Source organism: Georgenia daeguensis, from assembly GCF_039537705.1.
Lineage (GTDB): Bacteria > Actinomycetota > Actinomycetes > Actinomycetales > Actinomycetaceae > Georgenia > Georgenia daeguensis.
This window is the reverse complement of sequence record NZ_BAABBA010000008.1, coordinates 168177-186611: the sequence shown is the minus strand read 5'-3', so window position 1 is coordinate 186611 and position 18435 is coordinate 168177. Positions and strand designations below refer to the sequence as shown.

The window sequence follows — 18435 nt, the reverse complement described above, 5'->3', positions numbered from 1 at the left end:
TCCCGTGTCGGGTCGTCCCCGGAGCGCGGCGCTGGTCAGTGCCGGGTGCGCGCCCCAATGCCGGCGCGCTCCTCGAACCGGCGCAGCGTGGTCACGAGCAGGATCAGCGCGACCGCCTGGCTGAGCGCCACGACCACGACGAGCGCCGGCAGCGACACCTCGTACAGCCAGCCGACGACGCCGCCGCCCACCACGGCCAGCGCCCCCTGGATCCCCGCGAACACCCCGTAGGCGGTGGCGCGGCGTGGTGCGTCGACCAGCTCGGCGACGAGGGCCTTGATGGTCGAGTCCTGCACCCCGAACGCGAACCCCCAGACGACCACCCCGACGAGCACTGCGGCGAGGGCCGAGGAGAGCGCGAGCGCCGGCACCAGCGCCACGAGCACCGGGACCGCGTAGAGCACCCGGGCGCCGACCCGGTCGTAGGCCGAGCCGACCACCAGGGCGGCGAGCGCCTCCACCGCCATGGCCCCGGCGTAGACGAGCGGGACGGTCGCCACCGGCACGAGCCCGGCCGTGGTGAGGTGGAAGGAGATGACGCCGAAGGTGACCAGGCCCCCGGTGGTCAGGCTCGTCGCCGCCGCGTACCGGAAGAACTCCGGCGGCAGCCCGGCCCCGACCGACTCCGCGAGCCAGGTGCGCACCCCGCGCCGGGGCCGCGCCGGAGGGGCCGGGGCCGACGTCGCGGGAAGCAGCTCCGTCTCGTCCCCGGGTCCGGCCGCAGCATCCGCCGCGGACGCGTCCGCCGCGCGCGGCGACGAACCGTTGTACACGGACGGGTCCGGCACCCGGGCGCGCAGCACCGCGAGCAGCACCATCGCGGCCGCACCCGGCACCGCCAGCACCAGGAACGCCGGCCAGATGGCACCCGAGACGGCCAGCACCGCGGCCACCAGCAGGGGCCCGGCGAACGCACCGACCTGGTCCATCGCCTTGTGCACCCCGAATCCGCGCCCGCGCCCCACCTCGGCGGCGACGTGCGCGAGCAGGGCCGACTTCGACGGGCTCCGCACCGCCTTGCCGGACCGCTCGAGCAGGATGAGCACGATCCCGACGGCGAGGCCGGCCCCGCCGACGAACGGCGTGACGGCGAGCAGCGGCACGCACACCGCCGTCAGGCCGTAGCCGGCGATCGTCAGCGCCCAGTACCGGCCGGTGCGGTCGGCGAGCGGCCCGAACACGAACCGCAGCACGAGCGCCATCGCCTCGCCCGCGCCGGTGACCAGCCCGACCACCAGCGCGCTCGCGCCGAGCGCGGCGAGCAGGGGGCCGTACATCGAGCGGGCGCCCTCGTAGACCATGTCCGCGGCGAGGCTGACCCCGCCGAACATGAGCACCACCCGCCAGGGCGTCCAGGCGCGGGCCGTGCCTTCCACCGTGCCGCTCACCGGCCGGCACCGGCGGTGGGGGCCGTGCCGCGCACGAGGATCCCGGGAGCACGCATGTCGGCACACTAACCCCGCTCGGGGACGTCGGCCCATGCAGCGATCACGACGCGGAGAGCGCCGCCAACCCTTGCCGGTCCGTCCGGCGCGGCGGGATAGTTGACGCACCATGCGTGAGGAGCTGGTGCGGGATGCGCGTCTTCCTCAGCTACCGGCGCGAGGACAGCGCCGCCCACGCCGGTCGGCTCGCCGACGAACTGCGCCGGCGCCTCGGCCGGTCCGACGTGTTTCTCGACGTCGCCGAGATCCGGCCGGGCAGGGACTTCGCCGACGCCATCGACAGCGCCCTCCAGCGCAGCGACGCCGTGCTCGTCGTGATCGGGCCGCGGTGGCTCTCTGCGGCAGCCGCGGACGGACGGCCGCGGCTGGACGACCCGCAGGACTACGTGCGCCGCGAGATCGCCGCCGCCCTGGGGCGCTCGCTCCTCGTGGTGCCCGTGCTGGTCGGCGGGGCGCGGCTCCCGCGGGCCGACGAGCTGCCCGAGGACCTCGTCCCTCTCGCGCGCCGGCAGGCGATCTCTCTCGACGACGAGACCTGGCTGCGCGACGTCCAGGCTCTGCTCGACCTGCTCGAGGGACGCCGCGAGGCACCGACGAGGCGGCGGCTCTGGGTGCTCGTCGGGGCCGGCGTGCTGGCCGGCGCGGCGGTCGCCACGGTGGTCGCCGTCGCCCTGCTGCGGCCGGACCCGGGCGAGCCGGGCGGGACCACCGGGACGGACGGGGAGACGGTCGGCGCGCTCACCGGCTGCCCGGACCCGGACGAGACCTGGGAGCGGCTGCTGGGACCGGACGGCACGGCGTCGGGTGTGGTCGAGGAGGCCGACGGCGGGACGCTCGAGTTCACCGTGACGGACGTCTTCGCGCAGGACAACGACGACGGGTCCTGGGAGGTGGTGATCACCTCGATCATGACGAACAACCTCGGCGAGGTGCGCAACCACGGCGACTGGGTCTACAGCCAGCTCGAGGTGGCGCGGATCGCGTACGAGACGAAGACCTGCTACTCGGTGGAGTCGCAGCTGCCGGAGCCCGGGCAGCGCAGCCGCGCACGGGTGGGGTACGAGGTGACCGAGGACCCGGCCGGCGGTCTGCGGCTCACGGTGGGGGACAACAACTACTACGCGAACTTCGCCCTCACGCCCGGCTCGTGAGGCGGTGACGGCGGCCTATGACAGCTCCGCCTCCACCGCCGCCAGCGCGCCGAGCAGGGGAGCGAGCGCCGTGGCGCTCTCGCGCGAGAGCTGGAAGTCGGTGCCGACCGGGACGTCCGCCGGCTCCCCCGGCAGCTCCCGCGCCGCCTGGTCCGGCCCGGCGGCGGGGACGACCACGCGGCGCACCGCGTCGCCGGACCGGAGGGTGACGATGGCGATCATCGAGTCCGGCACGATCTCGCCCTCGGTGCGCAGCGCCGCCTCGGACGGTGGTTCGTCGGCCAGCAGCCCCGCCTCCGCGGCGGCCGCGAAGACCCGGGCGGCGACGTCGGTCGGCACCGTGGACACGGACTCCACCCGGTCCCCACCGCCCAGCTCGTCCACCACGCGCTTCTCGGCCCCGCCGTCGGCCGTGACGGCGAGATGGAACAGGTACCGCTCGCTCGGGGCCCCGCCGGTGATGTCGAACGAGATCTCCTCGGTGCCGCCCGCTCCGACGTCGCCGCCGGGCCCACCGCCGGCGCGGCCGCGGTCGCCGTCGCTCGCCTCGCCCGCGGCGCGCAGCCGCGCCAGCGCCTCCGCCCGCCGGGCCGGCTCGAGGGCGTCGAGGGAACGTAGATCCGGCATGTCGGTCTCCCTGTCCGTGCGGGCCTCCCCGGCCTCCGGCGGCTCGCCGGCGCCCGGCGCGGCGGGGCCGTGGCCGCAGTGGAAGGCGGCGATGCGGTTGTACAGGCGCTGGACGGTCTCGGTGTTGTCGTCCATGACGGTCCCGGTGTTCACGGGCGAACGCGCGGGGCAGGCGGTGGAGGCGTACTCGTCCGGGTGGCCCAGCATGTGGCCGAACTCGTGGGACGCCACGTCACCCGAGTCGGAGGTGTCCCAGTTGGTCATGTTCGACTGCGCCGGTCCCGGCCGGACGCGCACGACGTGGTGCGCCCCGGACGTGACCCAGTGCACGTCGAACGTGATGGCCTTGCGGTCACCGTTCCCGGCCCGGCAGTCGAACCGGTTCGCCCACTTCGAGATGATCCCGTTGCGCCACGTCGGTTGCAGGTTCGCGATCTGGGCGGCCGTGACCCCGCCCTCGGGGACCAGCTGGATCCGCACGGTGACGTGCGTGTCACCCTGGTGGTACGCCGAGGTCCAGCTGTAGACGCACTCGCTCACCGAGCGTGAGATCTCTCCGCCGACCCGCCACGGGCCGGTCCACGTCCACGGCGCACGGTCCATCCGCCAGAAGAAGTCGACGTTGCCCGCCTCGTCCCGGGCGAGCAGCTCGAGGTTGCCGGGGCTGCCGTAGTTGCCCTGGATCAGAGCGACGCCGGTGTACCGCGGCCCGCCCACGAAGCGGCCCGGGGCGCTCCAGGTCATGCCGGCGTCGTTGTTGCGCCACAGGTGGGCCAGGCCGCCGTCACGGTGGGGGACGACGACCTCGAAGTTGCCCTTAGTGCCGTGGCGGCCCTGGATGAGCGACGGTGCGCCCGTGAGCCCGCTCGCGATCCGGAAGGGGCCGGACCAGGTCCAGGGGGCGCGGTCAATGCGCCAGAAGAAGTCGAGGTTGCCGGCCTGGTCGGTGGCGACGACCTCGAGGTTGCCTGGGCTGCCGTAGTTGCTCTGGATGAGGGAGGCGCCGACGTACCGGGCGGCCCCGCCGAAGCGGCCCGGGGCGCTCCAGGTCATGCCGGCGTCGTTGTTGCGCCACAGGTGGGCGAGGCCGCCGTCACGGTGGGGGACGACGACCTCGAAGTTGCCCTTGGTGCCGTGGCGGCTCTGGATGAGCGACGGCGTACCGGTGAGCCCGCTCGCGATCCGGAAGGGGCCGGACCAGGTCCAGGGGGCGCGGTCCATGCGCCAGAAGAAGTCGAGGTTGCCGGCCTGGTCGGTGGCGACGACCTCGAGGTTGCCTGGGCTGCCGTAGTTGCTCTGGATGAGCGACGTGCCGACGTACCGGGCGGCCCCGCCGAAGCAGCCCGGCCCGCTCCAGACCCCGCCGGCGTCGTTGTTGCGCCACAGGTGCACGAGGCCCCCGCCGTGGGAGGACGGGACGACGGCCTCGAAGTTGCCCTTGGTGCCGTGCCTGCCCTGGATGAGAAAACTGCCCATGACAACCTCCCCCGGCCGGAGAGCGCCGGCCCCGCCGCCGGCGACGCTGCCGGCGCCGAAAATCTTCCCATCCGCGCCGTCACTGGCGCGTTACTCGTGGCGACCCCCGCGCGTACCCTGGACTCGCGGGTTCGTCCCGTTCGTCACGCCGGAAAGAGGGCCCGACGCCGGAAAGAGGGCCCGACGGCGCAAGGAGGCGCCGCCGTCGAAGCAGCCGGCGCCCCGGGGAGCGGCCCTGGGGCGCCCGACCAGGAGACGCCCATGAGCGCTCGGGAGGAGAGAGGCGCCGGGCCTCTGACCGTCTTCATCAGCTACCGGCGCAGCGACGCGGCCGGCACGGCGGGCCGCATCCACGACAGCCTGGTCAAGCGGTTCGACGACGATCACGTCTTCATGGACGTCGGCTCGATCCGGCCCGGCGAAGACTTCACCGAGGTGCTCGCAGACGTCCTGGACCGGTGCACCGCCGTCGTCGTCGTGATCGGGCCCGGCTGGGTCGCCGCCACGGAGAAGGACGGGCGTCGCCGCCTCGATGACCCCCGGGATTACGTGCGCACCGAGGTCGCCCGCGCGCTCTCCGCAGGCGTGAGCGTCTTCCCCGTCCTCGTCGACGGCGCAGTGATGCCCCGGGCCGAGGACCTCCCGCCGGACCTGCAGGGTCTGACCACACGGCAGGCCATCGAGATCTCCGCGACCCGCTACCAGTACGACGTCGGCCAGCTCGTCACCGCGCTCCGGCACCTGCACCGCCCCTGGTGGCGGACCGGCGCCGGGCGGGCGGCCCTGGCTGTCGCCGCGGTGGCCGCCGTCGTGACCGGCGCCCTGCTGTGGCCGGACGGCGCGGAGGACGGCGGGGCGGGGGCGGAGGAGTCGACGGCGACCGGTCCCACGGGCGCGCAGGGGACGACCGGCACGGAGACCGCGACGGCGACCCAGGAGCCGACCGTCGCGCTCCTCCGGGCGCGGGTGAACTTCCAGATGCCGGGGTCCGAGACGCCCGAGGGGTACCTCGCCGACTTCGGGGAGCCGTTCGGCCCGCGCGAGGGGCCCGACCAGGGTGAGGGCCTGACGTACGGCTGGGTCCACCAGGGCACACACGACCCCTACGACATGGTCGGGAAGGGCCGGGACCGGGACACGCCGGGCATCGAGCAGCGCCGGGACACCCTGATGCACATGCAGGCCGGGGACCCGGGGAGCTGGGAGATCGCGGTGCCGAACGGCCGGTACGCGGTCGACGTCTCCGTCGGCGACGCCGCCCCCACCGGGGCGCACAGCATCAATGTCGAGGGCGTGCCGGTGATCTCCGGCTTCGACGGCACGGCCGAGCTGTACGAGGAGAACGGCACACAGGTGGAGGTCACGGACGGCGTGCTGACCGTCGACTGCGTCGGCGGGCAGAACACGAAGATCAACTACGTGCACGTGACGCAGCTGCCCTGACGGGACTAGCCCGGGAACAGTCGCCGCGCCACCTCGGCGTGCCGGCGCCGCACGGCGTCGGCCGCCCCGGCACCGGGCAGCGACTCGAGCTGGGTCTCCTCCCCGGTCTCCTCGTCGGCGATCGTGTACGCCGCCAGCGCCCGGCCGTTGGCCGCGTCCTCGGCGTTCTCCTCGGCGGCCCGCTCGGCCTTCTCGACCCGCGCGGACTGCACCGTGACGCCGAACAGCGCACCGGCGGCCGCGAACGCCAGCGCCTGCACCGACGCGAACACGAACGTCAGCCGTGTCCACTGCTCGCTGTCCGTGCCCGTCCGGGTCAGGAGGACGATCACGAACCCCAGCCACACCAGCACGGCGCCGACGGCCACCACCATCGGCACGCCGGACAGCCCCGAGCGGGGCGGGGAGGCCTTGTCCCCGGGCGTCGTGCCGGACCTCTTCTCGGGCGTCGTGCCGGACATCGTCGTCCTCCCTCTCGGCGCAGCCGGGGGCGTCACCCGCCTGCGGAGCTGCTCACACCGTCGTGAGTCCCGCGGCCCATGCTCCGGCGGCCCCGGCGGGCTGTCAACGCTGCGACCCGGCGCCCGCAGCCCCTTGACAGCCGCCCCCGGCGGGTCCAGCGTGAGGCACGGCCGGGGCGCGACGGCGCGCACCGCCGGAGGCTGGGGTGCGTCGTGGTCACGAGCTGGCGCGAGCTGAACGAGGGTCTCGCCGACGCCCTCGCACGGTCCGACGACGCCGCCGTCGAGCGGTCCTTCGCCGGCGCCCTGGCCCGGCTGGCCGGAGGCGACGGCGCCACCGCCGACGTCCAGGCCGCCGCCACCGACCTCACCGGCCCCGAGCCCGAGGCCGCGGGCCCCGTCTCCGGCCTGGCGCTGCTGCGCCGGCACCGCCGGTTCGACCTGGTCGAGCGGCTCGCCGAGGCGGTCGTGCAGGCGGGCGGCACCTCCGGCGTCGTGGTGCACCACTACGCGCTCGCCCTCGTCGAGCGCGGCGCGCCGGCCGCGGCGCTGGCCCTGCTGCGCGGCCTGCTCGACGACGACGCCCGCGCCACCCCGGAGGCGCGCGGGCTCGAGGGACGCGCCTGCAAGGAGCTCTTCCTCGCCACGGCCCCGGGTGCCGCCCGCCGACGCCGGGCCTACCTGGCGCGCGCCGTCGACGCCTACCGCTCGGTCTACGAGGCGGACCCGGGGAACCTGTGGCACGGCATCAACACCGCGGCTCTGCTGCTGCGGGCCGAGCGGGAGGGGCTGCCCCTCGACGACGTCCCGGACCCGGGGGCCGCCGGGCGCGAGATCGCCGCACGGGTGGCCGAGGCCGTCGCCCGGCACGAGGACGGGCCGTGGGAGTGGGCGACCGCGATCGAGGCCGAGATCGCGCTCGGCCGCACCGACGCGGCGCTGACCCGGCTGCGCCGTCACCCGGTCGGCGTCGGGGCGTTCGAGCTGGCCAGCCTGCGGCGCCAGCTCGTGGACGTCTGGCAGCTCTCCCACGCCGAGGCGCCCGGCGCGCAGATCCTCCCGCCGCTCGAGGCGCTGCTGCTCACCAAGCCGGGGGCCGCCCTCACGCTGGCCGCCGGCACGGGCACGGCGGTCGCGCGCACGGAGGCCGCCGTCGCGGGCTTCGAGAAGGTCTTCGGCCCCGAGGGGGCGCTCACCCAGTCCTGGTTCGAGGAGCTGCTGCGCCGCTGCCGCGCCGTGGCCCGGGTCGAGAACGCCTACGAGGAGCCGGTGGGCACGGGGTTCGTCCTCGCCGGGGCGGAGCTGCACCCCTCGTTCCCCGAGCGTGTCCTGCTCACCAACGCCCACGTCATCCCCGACGCCGTCGCCCCCGGCGACGCGCGTCTCACCTTCCGGGGTCTGCGGACCCCCGACGGGACGGCGGCGGTCCCGGTCGGCCGGGTCCTGTGGACCTCGCCGGTCAGCCGGTTCGACGCGACCGTCCTCGACCTGCCGCGCGTGCCCGACGGCGTGGAGGCGAACGCCCTCGCTGGCGACGTCCCCGCCCTCGGCGGCGTGCCACCCGCACGCGTGTACGTCGTCGGCCATCCTCTCGGGGCGGCGACCGTGAAGATCTCGATCCTCGACAACGAGCTGCTCGACGCCGACGCCACCCGGCTGCACTACCGGGCCCCGACCCAGCCCGGCAGCTCCGGCAGCCCCGTCTACGACGCGCACTGGCGGGTGGTGGCGCTGCACCACTCCGGCGGGGACCGCCTGCCGCGGCTGACCGGGGGCGGTGTCCACGCCGCCAACGAGGGCCTCCGGCTCGACGCGATCCGCGCGGCCATCGCCGCGACGCTCTCGCCACCCGGGGTGCCCACGCCGGGGCCGGGGACACCGGGAGCGACGGCGGCGCCGGGAGCGCCGGGAGCGCCGGCATGACCGCCCCGAGTCCGCTGCGGGTCGGCCGGAGGCGGTGAACCGTGCCCGCACCCGTGGCGTTCATGGTGATGCCGTTCAACCTCAAGCCGACCGGCCGGGGCGAGTCCACGGTGCCCTCCGAGATCGACTTCGACCTGCTCTGGTTCCGTGTCTACCGCCCGGTCCTCGCCGACCTCGGGTACCGGCCGGTGCGGGCGGACGCCGACGTCGGCGCCCTGATCATCACCGAGATGATCCAGCGGCTCGTCCTCGGTGACCTCGTCGTCGCCGACCTCTCCCTGCCCAACGCCAACGTCTACTACGAGGTCGGGGTGCGCCACGCCGCCAGCCGGGTGGGCTGCGTGCTCGCCGCCGCGGACTGGGCGCAGCCCGTCTTCGACCTCGCCCAGCTGCGCCAGGTCCGCTTCCCCCTGCCCGACGGCACGGTCCCGCCCGCCGTGGCCGAGGTCGCCCGCGGGCACCTGGCCGAGGGGCTCCGCCCGCTAGCGGCCGGCGTCTCCCCGGTCTTCTCCGCGGTCCCCGGCTACCCCGAGCCGCGCGACCCGGAGCAGTTCGCCGCCTTCGCCGACCTGGCCGACGACCTGATGGCCTTCGACGCCGACGTGCGTGCCGCCTACCTCGCCCCGCGGCGCGAGCAGCGCTTCCGGGCCGAGGCGGTGCTGGCGCGGCACGGTCACAAGCACGCCGTGCGCCAGGCGGACGCCCTGCTGCTGCTCCGGCTGCTGCGCGACCTCGTCGGCTGGCAGGCCGTCCTCGACTACGCCGCCGGGCTCCCCGCGGAGGTGGCCGAGCACCCCCTGGTGCTGGAGCAGCGGTGCCTCGCCCTGGCCAAGATCGGTGACCCGGCGGTCGCGGCCGCCCAGCTCGAGGCGCTCCTGAGGCGGTACGGCGAGACCTCCGAGCGGCTCGGCCTGCTCGGCGGCCGGTACAAGCAGCTCTACCGGGAGGCCCGTGGCGCGGCCGAACGCCGCCGCTACCTCGACCTCGCCGTCGACTCCTACGAGCGCGGCATGCGGGCCGACCTGAACGACTACTACCCGACGAGCAACCTGCCTCTGCTCTACCGGGCCCGCGGCGCTGACGGCGACGAGGCGCGCGCCGCCGACGCCGAGGTGGTGGCGCTCGCGGCGTGCCGGCGGGCCCTGGAGCGCGGCACCGCAGACGAGTGGGTGCGCCCCACGATGCTGGCGCTCGCCTTCCACCGCGGGGACGTCGCCGAGGCGCAGCGGCTGGCGGACGCCGTCGCCGTCGAGGGCGCCGCCGCCTGGCGGCTGGGAACCACGGTCCAGGACCTGCGCGACCTCGTGGCCGGGCTCGACGGCGGCGAGGTCGCCCGCGGGCTCGGCGAGGTGCTCGCCCGCCTGGAGACGCTGCTGGCGGACGACCTCGCCGCCGCGGGGGCCGCGCCGCCCACGGACTTCGTCGCGCCCACCGTGGGCGTCGAACGGCCGGGCGTCCTGGGCACACCCCAGCACCCAGGCGGAGCGGCGCCATGACTCGCCTCGAACAGGTCTCCTCCATCGCCGATCTGCGGGCCGCGCTGGCCCCCCTGGCCGGTGCGACCGGGCGTCCCGTCCTCGTCCTCGTCGGCGGCGCCGGGGGGATGGACGCGGAGCAGGAGGGGGCTGTGCGGGGGGTCCTCGCCGACCACGTCGTGCCTGTGCTCGCCAGCACCGGCGCGGTGGTGGTGGACGGCGGCACGGACTCCGGCGTCATGCGGGCGATGGGGGCCGCGCACCACGCCGCCGGGGGGACGTTCCCGCTGGTCGGCGTCGTCGCCCGCGGCACCGTGACGCTCCCCGGCGACGGAGCGGGCGCCCCTGACGCCGCCGCCGTCGACCCGCACCACGACCTGGTCCTCGTGGTGCCGGGGGAGACCTGGGGGGACGAGTCCCGCTGGCTCGACGAGGCCGCCACCGCGCTCGCCCAGCGGCGCCCGTCGGTCACCCTGGTGATCAACGGCGGACCGGTCGCGCTGGACGACGTCGAGCTCAGCCTCGCCCGAGGGCGTCCCGTCGTTGTCCTCGCCGGGACGGGCCGCCTCGCCGACGACGTCGCGACCGCGGGCGACGGCAGCACCGAGGCCGTCCGGAAGGTCGCCGGATCGCCGTTGACGCAGCTCGTCCGGCTCGGCGACGACGACGCAGCGGTCGGCGCGGTCCTCCGCGGCGCACTCACCCGCCCGGAGGCGTGGTGAACGGCGGGACGGTGGAGGGAAGGGGCACGACCAGGCGTGCGCTGTGCGTGGGGATCAACCGGTTCGCGCACATGCCGGAGCATCTGTGGCTGCGGGGCTGCGTCAACGACGCCGAGGACTATCGCGCGCTCCTGACCGGGCCGTACGGGTTCGCGCCGGAGGAGGTCACCGTGCTGACCGACGACGCCGCCACCCGCACCGCCGTCCTCGGCGCCCTGCGCGACCTCGTCACGGCCGCGTCGGTTGGGGAGGCCGACCACCTGGTCGTCACGATGTCCAGCCACGGCACCCAGGTCGTCGACACCACCGGCGACGAGGGCGACCGCGTCGACGAGGCGTTCGCGACCAGCGACCTCGAGCAGGACGGGGAGCGGTGGAGCCGGGACACGCTCATCCTCGACGACGAGCTGCGCGCCCTCTTCGCCCGCGTGCCCGAGCGGGTCCTCCTCGACGTCGTCCTCGACACCTGTCACAGCGGCTCGGGGCTCGAGCTGCTGCCCACGGCCACGCGTCGGCCGCGTTTCCTGCCACCGCCGGAGCCCGCGCACGGCGCCCGGAGCGCCCGGCCCGCCCGCGTGCCACCGGTCCCGCCCACGACGCCGGCCGGTCCGGCGGGTCCGGTTCGGAGCTCCGGCGGCGAGGGGTCGCGCCACGTGCTGCTGGCGGCCTGCCGCTCGGACGAGACAGCGTCGGACGCCCTGTTCGCCGGCCGCTACTCCGGCGCGTGCACCCACTTCCTCGTCGAGACGTTGCGCGACGACCCGCAGGCCTCCCGCGGCGAGGTGCTGCGCCGGGTCCGCGAACGCCTGGCGGCCGACCGGTTCTACCAGCGGCCCCAGCTCGACGCGCCCGAGGCGGCGCTGGCCGTCCCGTGGGGGCGGCGGTACCGGCTGGGCTGATCCCGCGTGCGCTGACCGTGGGGCAGCCGTACCGACGGCGCCGACCCGCTCCGACGGCGTCGCCGGGGCGACGTGGACCGGCGCGGGACGGGTTTAGACCGGCGCGAACACCGCGACGGGCGTGGTCACGGCGTCCCGCTCGGCGGCCGCCGTGGCCCGGGCGCGGAGCTCGTAGCCGCCGGGCGGCGGGGCCGCGAACGTCGTCCGGTAGACGCCGTCGCCGTCGTCGAGCAGCTCCCGCCGTTCGGCCGGCACGCCGGGGGCCGCGCCGGGTGCGCCGTCGAGCACGACCTCGATCGCCAGGCCCGGCTCGGCCGACACCGTGACCTCGAGCGGCTCTCCCGCCAGCAGGACGTCCTGGGCGAGCACCCCCACCCGGAACGGCTCGATGCGGCGGGGGATGTCGGGCGAGCCCGAGAGCACGCCCTCGAGCTCCACCTGGATGACGTCGCTCGCCGGCAGATGGCCGTGCTTGTCCATGACGTAGCGCAGGATCGGGTCGTCGGAGGCGACGCCGTACGGCGCGGCGGACAGCCGGGGGACGGTGCCGTCGCCACGCTGGTCCTGCCCGTCGATCGTCAGCAGCGGCTCGACCCGGCCGTCGACGAGGCGCGCCGTCGTCGCGGTGGGCTGGGTCCGGGCGAGCACGGGGTGCGCGTCGACGACCTCCGCGGTGCCCCGCGCCGCGTCCTCGAGCTCGCGGTGGAACGCCATGGCGTCGGCCGTCATCGCGGTGTCGAGCTCGGGGACGGTGGTCTCGGTGGTCTTCAGCAGCCCCGACGGCCCGGCGATGCACGCGTACTCCGGCAGCAGCTGGTACAGCGCGGGCAGGCTCCGGGAGAACGCGCTCAGATCGGTCCCGACGGGCCCGAAGCCCTTCCGGACCCCGTTGACGAGGGACTCCAGCGCGTTGAGCGCGCCCCGGTGCGGCGTGCCGAGGGTGACCACCTTGCGCGTGATCTCGTGGCCGCCGAGGACGTCGACGTAGTAGCGCACCACCAGCCCGCCCATGGAGTGCGCGACGAACACGATGCCCACGTCCTCGTTGCCACGGACCGCCCGCAGCCGCTCGAGGACGGGCTCGACGGCATCGCCGAGCGCGCGGGCGTTGTACCGGTTGGACAGGCGCCAGTCGTACGGGAACTCGAGATAGTTCGCGGGCCGCTCTGCGGTGGCGTCGGCGATGGTGACGACGTCGAAGGTCCGGCGCAGCCAGTCGCGCAGCGCCGCGTAGCCGATCTCCACGCTCCACAGGCCGGGGACGACGTGCAGGTCCGGCATGAGGGCGGTGGCGCGGACGCCGTCGCCCGGGTGGTCGTCGCCCACGCCGGCGGGCAGCTCCAGCGCCCGGATCCGCCGGCCGAAGGTCAGCAGGCCGCCGACGACTGCGCGCAGGGAGGTCGACCACACCTCCCGGCCCTCGCGGTCCTGGAGCACGCTGCCCATGATCCCGGGGACGACCACCACGAGGTGGTCGAGAGGCTGCGACATGACGTGCTCCCTCAGCGGCTGGACGGTTCGGTGCGGACGGCGCCGCGGTCCGCGGCGCCCGGGTCGGCGAGGCGCTCGGCGAGCACGGCCAGGTTCATGCGCAGGATCTGCAGCGCGAGCGCCGGCTCCAGCGTGGCCAGCACGTCGCCCGCGGTGTGGACGTCGGTGTTGACGCGGTCGTTGTCCTCGATCGTCAGCACGGCCGGGAGGCCGGCGTCGATGAAGGGCACGTGGTCGCTGGCGAACGGGTTCAGCGAGGTCGAGACCGTCAGGTCGGTCCAGGTGGCGGCGGCCGCGACGAGGTCGTCGACGAGTGCCCGAGAGACCGGGGCGCCCTCGATCAGCACGCCCGGCGCGGCCGTGTTGCGCCGCGCCACCATGTCGAGGTTGACGACGGCGGTGATCCGCCGGCGCACCGGCTCGGCCAGGGCCGCCACGTGCTGGCGGCTGCCGTGCAGGCCCTGTTCCTCGCCGCCGAACAGGATCAGCCGCAGGTCGTGGTGGTGGTCCAGGGCCGCGAGGACCCGGCCGGTCTCCAGCACCCCGGCGGCGCCGCTGGCGTTGTCGTCCGCGCCGGGGGCTGCGCCGTCCGGCCCGTCGGCGTGGTTGACGGCGTCCAGGTGCGCAGCGAGGACCACCAGCCGGCGGGGCGCCGGCCCGGACCCGTGCCGGTGGGCGACGACGTTCTCGCTGCGCCCGACCGGACCGACCGTGATCTCCTCGTGCGCGACGTCGTAGCCGAGCGCGGCGAGCGCGGCGGCCGCCGTGGCCGCCGTCTCGGTGAACCCGGCCCGGAGCGAGTGACGGGTGTGGGGAGCGGTCAGTCGTTCGAGCCAGTCGGTGTACTCCCGCTCGGAGAGCGTGTCGAGCAGCTCGCCGGCGCCCGGTGCCCACCGCCGCCGTTGCGGTGCCGGCCGGTCGACGACGACGGCACCCGGCTCGAGCGGGAGGACGCGCCAGTGCAGGCCCTCACCCTCGCCGACGCCCGGCGGCAGCTCGCCCGTCCGGACCACGAGGTGGCGCCCGTGGTCGGCGAGCACGCGCACGTCCGGGTAGGCGCCCTGGAACGACCGGCCCACCTGCTGCACCAGGCTCAGCCGGGCGGGGCTGGCGGTGCCGGGCCCGGCGGTGCCGGTGCCTGCTGCCGCGTCGGCGCGCGCGACGACGCCGGACGGACCGTCGTCGGTCGGCCAGGGCACGGTCTCGTCGCCGATCCGCACCCCGGGCGGGCCCGCCGCCGAGGCGCTCACGCCGGTCGCCGCCGCAGCTCGAGGCGGTCGGGGCCGGCGTGGACGACGTCGGCCACCCGGGCGTCCGCCGGGGCGCTCTCCAGCCCGGCGTCCGACCCGAGCACCCACGTCCCCTCGACCGGTTCGGGGACGTCCGCACGGCCGGGCGCGAGCTCGACGAACGTCCCGTCCGGCGCCACCGCGATCCACGCCCGGCCCCGGGCGGGCGGGAAGTCGTAGCCGGCCGGACGGTAGACCTCGACGCCGTCGTGGTCCTCCTCGTGGGAGTGGCCCCAGCGTCCGGCCGGCACGGTCATGGGTGGGCCTGGAGGGCCGGCGCCGTCACCGCCGGCCGGCCGGCGACCTCCTGTGCCGGGATCTCCTGGGGCACGGGCTCCGGCGCGGGGCCCCCGCCGTCGGGCGCGCCGAGGCTCTCCCACCCGGTCTGCGACGGGCGCCAGGCCTGGCCGTCGAACCACTTGTGGTGCAGGGCCTGGTCGGCGCCGACGACGAAGACGTCGATGCGCTCGCCGGAGGTGACGACCGTCGGGGTGCCCGCCGTGGTGGCCCCGCCCCTCGGCGCCGGGACCGGTGCCGGGACCGGTGGTTCGACGGCCGGCTCGGGCACCCCGCCCGGGGCGGCCGTCCCGGCCCACAGGCCGCGGCGGAACGTGTCGAGGCAGACGGCCATGCGCGTGGCCTGGCCGGTGGTGAACATGACCATCGCGGCGTCGTCGGTGTAGTCCATGTAGTCCATGAACAGGTCGCCGTTCGGGCCGTTGGCGCAGGACCGCTTGGGGAACGTGGGCACGCCGGTGTTCGGACCGGCCTGGTTGGGGGTGTCGTCCACCTCGTCGGACCCGTGGCAGCCCGTGCCGTCGTCGCCCCAGATGTGGAAGAGGTTGAGCCAGTGCCCGACCTCGTGCGTGGCGGTCCGGCCCAGGTTGAACGGCGCCCGCGCGGTGCCGGTGGTGCCGAAGCCCGTGTGGGTGATCACGACGCCGTCGGTGGCGGCCGCGCCGCCCGGGAACTGGGCGTAGCCGAGCAGCCCGTCACGCAGGGTGCAGACCCAGATGTTCAGGTACCTCTCGGCGGGCCAGGCGTTGGCGCCGCCGCTGTCGTCGAACTTCACGGCGTCGTCCGTGCCGAAGGACCGCACGGTCGTCATCCGGCGGGTGATGCCGGTGGTCGGCTGCCCGGCGGGGTCCGTCGTCGCGAGGGAGAACTCCACGCGGGTGTCGGCCACCAGGTCCCGGAACGCGGCGGGCACGTCGCCGACGTCGGGGTTGGTGGCACGGAAGTCCTGGTTGAGCACGTCGATCTGCGTGCGGACCTGCTCGTCCGAGATCTCCGCCTCGGGCGAGGACGAGACCACGTGGACGACGACGGGGATGCGTGCCACCTCGCGGGAGTCGAGCACCATGCTCGACTCCAGCTCGATGGTCAGGTTCTCGAGCTCGGACCGCGCGGCGCTGTACGCCTCGGAGGTGGTGAGCAGGCGGCGGTGGACGTCCATGGCGCCGCAGGAGCGCCGGGTGGGCGGTTGCTGGTGGGCGGGGGCGGTGGAGGACATGGGTCAGCCTCGGTCGGTGACGGGTGCGGTCAGGACGAGATCGTCGGGGCGCAGGATCTCGCGCGGGAGGGGCACGGCCTCGAGCAGGTCGAGGGGGTCCCCGGCGACGTACGGGTCCCAGCCGAGGCCGGTCAGGGCGGCGATCCGGCGGACGGGGACCTGGAAGGTGCGGTAGGCACCGAAGGAGAAGGCCTCGGCCCCCTCGGCGACCTCGTCGAGGAGCGCGGCCTGGCTCAGCAGGTAGCCGGTGGCGGAGAGCTGCCCGGCGGTGGTGACCATGGCGACGACCTTCCAGAACTGCCGCGGAAGGCGGACGCCGCGGTACGGCGGGTCGTCCGGGTCGAGCACCGGCCCGGTGACGACGCTGACCAGCAGGTCGGCGGTGTCGGTGTTGTGGAGGATGTAGTCCTCGAGGCCGAGCCAGAGGGTCTGGCCGGCGTTGAAGTCGTGGTGCTGCGGGGTGCAGTTCGTGAAGTGGAAGGTGTCGTCGTTGGCGGCCTTCGCGACCGGGCCCCACGCCGGGTCGAGGCGCCGGACGAGGTGACCGCGGTCCAGCGGGTTGTCCCGGTAGACCTCCTCGCCGGCCTGCTCCTCGGCCGGCAGCCGCGGGTCGAGGAACCAACGGTCGCTCTCGCGGCTCGGCCGCTGCGCCAGCTTGCCGTCGATGTTGACCGCCGTGAAGAGCGCGAGCCTGCGCGCCCGGTGCATCACGACGCTGAAGTGGTGGTACCGCAGCTCCTGGGACGCGACCGGGGCCAGGTCCGCGCCGACCACCGGCAGCGGCAGCTCGGCGCCGCCGCCCAGGAAGTGCGGGTCGTACCCCGGCCGGGAGTCGTAGTCGGGGTCGATGGCGATGGCCTCCGACGACGCGGCTCCGACGTCGGCGGTCATCGCCGCGGTGACGGCGGCGGGCACGTCCGGGACGGGCGAGGTCACGGCGGGCGCCCGGCCGACCTCGACCGTGATGCGCAGCGGCACCTCGAACGTCACCGCGCCGGCAGCGCCGCCGGGCCCCGCGGTGAGCGTGACTGGAACGCTCGGGGCCCCGGCAGCCTGCACCTGTGCCGCCACGGCGTCCGCCGAGCGGGCCGCCGGAGCGTCGGCCGACCGTTCCGTCGACTGCCGGCCGTCCGCCGGGGAGGCCTGGCTGGCCCGCGGCATCCGCAGCGGCACCGGGCGGGGGGCGTCCGCCCGCTCGGCGTCGAGCACCGCCTGCGCCCTCGGCCGCCAGGGCGCCGGCAGCTCGGGCAGCCGGGACTCGAGGCAGCGCAGGATGCGGCTGATGCGGATGCCCTCGTTGAGGAAGGTGTACCCGGGCAGGTGCTGCGGCGTCCGCACGCTGGCGTGATGCAGCGCGACGACCTCCCACTGGTCGTTGAACACCGGCGAGCCGGAGGACCCGGGCTCGGTGTCGGCGGAGTAGTGCAGGACGAGCTCGGGGATGTCGATGAGCCGGTTCTCGCGCAGCACGATCTGCTTCCGGCGGCCGCCCGGGTGCTGCACGATCGTCACGGACTCGCCGATGATGACCGTGCCCTGGGCGGCGATGAGCTTGTTGTACCCGAAGCGGGCGAGGACCTCCGACGGCGCGTCGACCGCCACGAGCGCGAAGTCCAGGTCACGGTCGGCGAGGAAGAACGCTTCCGGGTCGAACGGGAGGATCTCGGTGGGCAGCGGCAGGCCGTCGATGCCGTCCTGGTAGTTGAACTCCACGACGCTGGTGCGGGCGGCATCCGCGTCCGGCAGCACGTGGTGGTTGGTCAGCAGCAGGGCCGGGGAGACGAGGAAGCCGGTGCCGTAGCCGTGGACCACCCCGCGGGCGTCGCGCATGTGGACCCGGCCGATGGGGCGGGACGCCTCGACACCGGACTCGAGGTAGCGCACGCCGAGGAAGTCGGCGGTGTTGATGACCTTCTCGAGCAGCTCGGCCGTCGCCCGCTCGTCCCTCCTCACCCCGTTCGCGGTGGGGAGGGACTCCAGCGGTGACTCGGCCAGGGCGTCGGCGAGCGGGCTCTCCTCGGCGTTGGCGAAGTAGGTGCGCAGCCGGCCGAGCCGCTTCGCGATGCGCTCCGGGTCGTCGGCCGCGGCGAGCCCCGCGGGGCCGCGAAGCTGCTGCTCGTGCTCCGTGCGCTCGCCGGACCGCTCCTCCATGCGCCGGGTGGCGAGCGCTTGCTGGTGGTCGAGCTCCGCGGGGAAGGGGCCCTGCTCGGACCCGCCAGGAGGCCCGTCGGGCGCGACGCCGTCGCCGGAGAACGCGCCCGACGCGCCGGGCGGGCCGAGCGCCTCGGCCCGGCGCGGATCGGTCGGAGGTGTCACGATGGCCATGACCGCACCCACTTGCGTCGACGTTGACGAGTGCTGCCTCTCAGTGTCGCCGTCGCATGTCTCCCGGACAAGAGGTTGCCGGGAGTTGCGGACGAACTGCGGTGACCGCCCGACTGAAGCGGCCGGCCGCGTTGGCAGAACCGGTGACGCTGCCGGCCCGGGGGAGGGGCGACGGCGACGGCCGGGCGGTCGCCG

General features: G+C 75.4%; 14 protein-coding genes. 6 read left to right on the top strand and 8 right to left on the bottom strand.

What is annotated here, in order from left to right; genetic code table 11:
* Positions 1–35: 35 nt before the first annotated feature.
* A complete protein-coding gene (locus tag ABD774_RS10220) occupies positions 36–1388 on the bottom strand; it encodes an MFS transporter (protein WP_345040602.1) in 1353 nt (450 codons plus the stop codon).
* A 188-nt stretch (positions 1389–1576) separates the two neighbouring features.
* Between ABD774_RS10220 and ABD774_RS10215 the strand changes: the two genes are divergently transcribed.
* Positions 1577–2596, top strand: a complete 1020-nt coding sequence (locus ABD774_RS10215) for a toll/interleukin-1 receptor domain-containing protein (RefSeq protein WP_345040599.1) — start codon at positions 1577–1579, stop codon at positions 2594–2596.
* A gap of 15 nt (positions 2597–2611) precedes the next feature.
* Here ABD774_RS10215 and ABD774_RS10210 read toward each other — a convergent pair whose 3' ends face one another.
* Positions 2612–4699 (bottom strand): PLL family lectin, encoded by a 2088-nt coding sequence (locus ABD774_RS10210; protein WP_345040596.1) that lies wholly within the window; start codon positions 4697–4699, stop codon positions 2612–2614.
* A gap of 261 nt (positions 4700–4960) precedes the next feature.
* On the opposite strand from ABD774_RS10210, the gene ABD774_RS10205 reads away from it, so the two are divergent.
* The gene (locus ABD774_RS10205; protein ID WP_345040594.1) at positions 4961–6142 is read left to right on the top strand and encodes a toll/interleukin-1 receptor domain-containing protein; all 1182 of its coding nucleotides are present in this window, start codon (positions 4961–4963) and stop codon (positions 6140–6142) included.
* A 5-nt stretch (positions 6143–6147) separates the two neighbouring features.
* On the opposite strand, the gene ABD774_RS10200 is transcribed toward ABD774_RS10205, so the two are convergent.
* Positions 6148–6603 carry a hypothetical protein gene (locus ABD774_RS10200; RefSeq protein ID WP_345040592.1) on the bottom strand — a complete coding sequence of 152 codons (456 nt, stop codon included), beginning with the start codon at positions 6601–6603 and terminating at the stop codon, positions 6148–6150.
* A gap of 213 nt (positions 6604–6816) precedes the next feature.
* On the opposite strand from ABD774_RS10200, the gene ABD774_RS10195 reads away from it, so the two are divergent.
* Genes ABD774_RS10195 through ABD774_RS10180 form a run of 4 tightly spaced genes read left to right on the top strand, consistent with a single transcriptional unit; the run spans position 6817 to position 11622 of the window.
* On the top strand, positions 6817–8526 hold the full coding sequence (locus ABD774_RS10195) for a serine protease (protein WP_345040590.1): 1710 nt from the start codon (positions 6817–6819) through the stop codon (positions 8524–8526).
* 41 nt (positions 8527–8567) lie between these two features.
* Complete coding sequence (locus tag ABD774_RS10190; RefSeq protein WP_345040588.1) at positions 8568–10022, top strand: tetratricopeptide repeat-containing protein; 1455 nt, start codon at positions 8568–8570, stop codon at positions 10020–10022.
* Entirely contained in the window at positions 10019–10723 is a 705-nt protein-coding gene (locus ABD774_RS10185; RefSeq protein ID WP_345040585.1) for a hypothetical protein, read from the top strand. Before ABD774_RS10190 ends, ABD774_RS10185 begins: the two co-directional genes overlap by 4 nt.
* Positions 10717–11622, top strand: coding sequence for a caspase family protein (locus ABD774_RS10180; protein WP_345040583.1), 906 nt, complete (start codon positions 10717–10719; stop codon positions 11620–11622). The genes ABD774_RS10185 and ABD774_RS10180 overlap by 7 nt, the downstream gene beginning before the upstream one ends.
* A 93-nt stretch (positions 11623–11715) precedes the next feature.
* Here ABD774_RS10180 and ABD774_RS10175 read toward each other — a convergent pair whose 3' ends face one another.
* The 5 genes from ABD774_RS10175 to ABD774_RS10155 are packed head-to-tail and all read right to left on the bottom strand — an operon-like array spanning position 11716 to position 18240.
* On the bottom strand, positions 11716–13113 hold the full coding sequence (locus ABD774_RS10175) for an alpha/beta hydrolase (RefSeq protein WP_345040580.1): 1398 nt from the start codon (positions 13111–13113) through the stop codon (positions 11716–11718).
* Positions 13114–13124: 11 nt separating this feature from the next.
* Positions 13125–14363, bottom strand: coding sequence for a M28 family metallopeptidase (locus ABD774_RS10170; protein ID WP_345040578.1), 1239 nt, complete (start codon positions 14361–14363; stop codon positions 13125–13127).
* Positions 14360–14659, bottom strand: coding sequence for a hypothetical protein (locus ABD774_RS10165; protein WP_345040576.1), 300 nt, complete (start codon positions 14657–14659; stop codon positions 14360–14362). The genes ABD774_RS10170 and ABD774_RS10165 overlap by 4 nt, the downstream gene beginning before the upstream one ends.
* Positions 14656–15915, bottom strand: coding sequence for a zinc metalloprotease (locus ABD774_RS10160; RefSeq protein WP_345040573.1), 1260 nt, complete (start codon positions 15913–15915; stop codon positions 14656–14658). The genes ABD774_RS10165 and ABD774_RS10160 overlap by 4 nt, the downstream gene beginning before the upstream one ends.
* Before the next feature lie 3 nt (positions 15916–15918).
* A complete protein-coding gene (locus ABD774_RS10155) occupies positions 15919–18240 on the bottom strand; it encodes a DNA/RNA non-specific endonuclease (RefSeq protein WP_345040571.1) in 2322 nt (773 codons plus the stop codon).
* Positions 18241–18435: the final 195 nt, after the last annotated feature.

Excerpts from the sequence above, each read along its gene's own strand:
- ABD774_RS10215 (WP_345040599.1), top strand. The coding sequence starts at position 1,577 with ATGCGCGTCTTCCTCAGCTACCGGCGCGAGGACAGCGCCGCCCACGCC.
- ABD774_RS10210 (WP_345040596.1), bottom strand. The coding sequence starts at position 4,699 with ATGGGCAGTTTTCTCATCCAGGGCAGGCACGGCACCAAGGGCAACTTC.
- ABD774_RS10205 (WP_345040594.1), top strand. The coding sequence starts at position 4,961 with ATGAGCGCTCGGGAGGAGAGAGGCGCCGGGCCTCTGACCGTCTTCATC.
- ABD774_RS10200 (WP_345040592.1), bottom strand. The coding sequence starts at position 6,603 with ATGTCCGGCACGACGCCCGAGAAGAGGTCCGGCACGACGCCCGGGGAC.
- ABD774_RS10185 (WP_345040585.1), top strand. The coding sequence starts at position 10,019 with ATGACTCGCCTCGAACAGGTCTCCTCCATCGCCGATCTGCGGGCCGCG.
- ABD774_RS10175 (WP_345040580.1), bottom strand. The coding sequence starts at position 13,113 with ATGTCGCAGCCTCTCGACCACCTCGTGGTGGTCGTCCCCGGGATCATG.
- ABD774_RS10165 (WP_345040576.1), bottom strand. The coding sequence starts at position 14,659 with ATGACCGTGCCGGCCGGACGCTGGGGCCACTCCCACGAGGAGGACCAC.
- ABD774_RS10160 (WP_345040573.1), bottom strand. The coding sequence starts at position 15,915 with ATGTCCTCCACCGCCCCCGCCCACCAGCAACCGCCCACCCGGCGCTCC.
- ABD774_RS10155 (WP_345040571.1), bottom strand. The coding sequence starts at position 18,240 with ATGGCCATCGTGACACCTCCGACCGATCCGCGCCGGGCCGAGGCGCTC.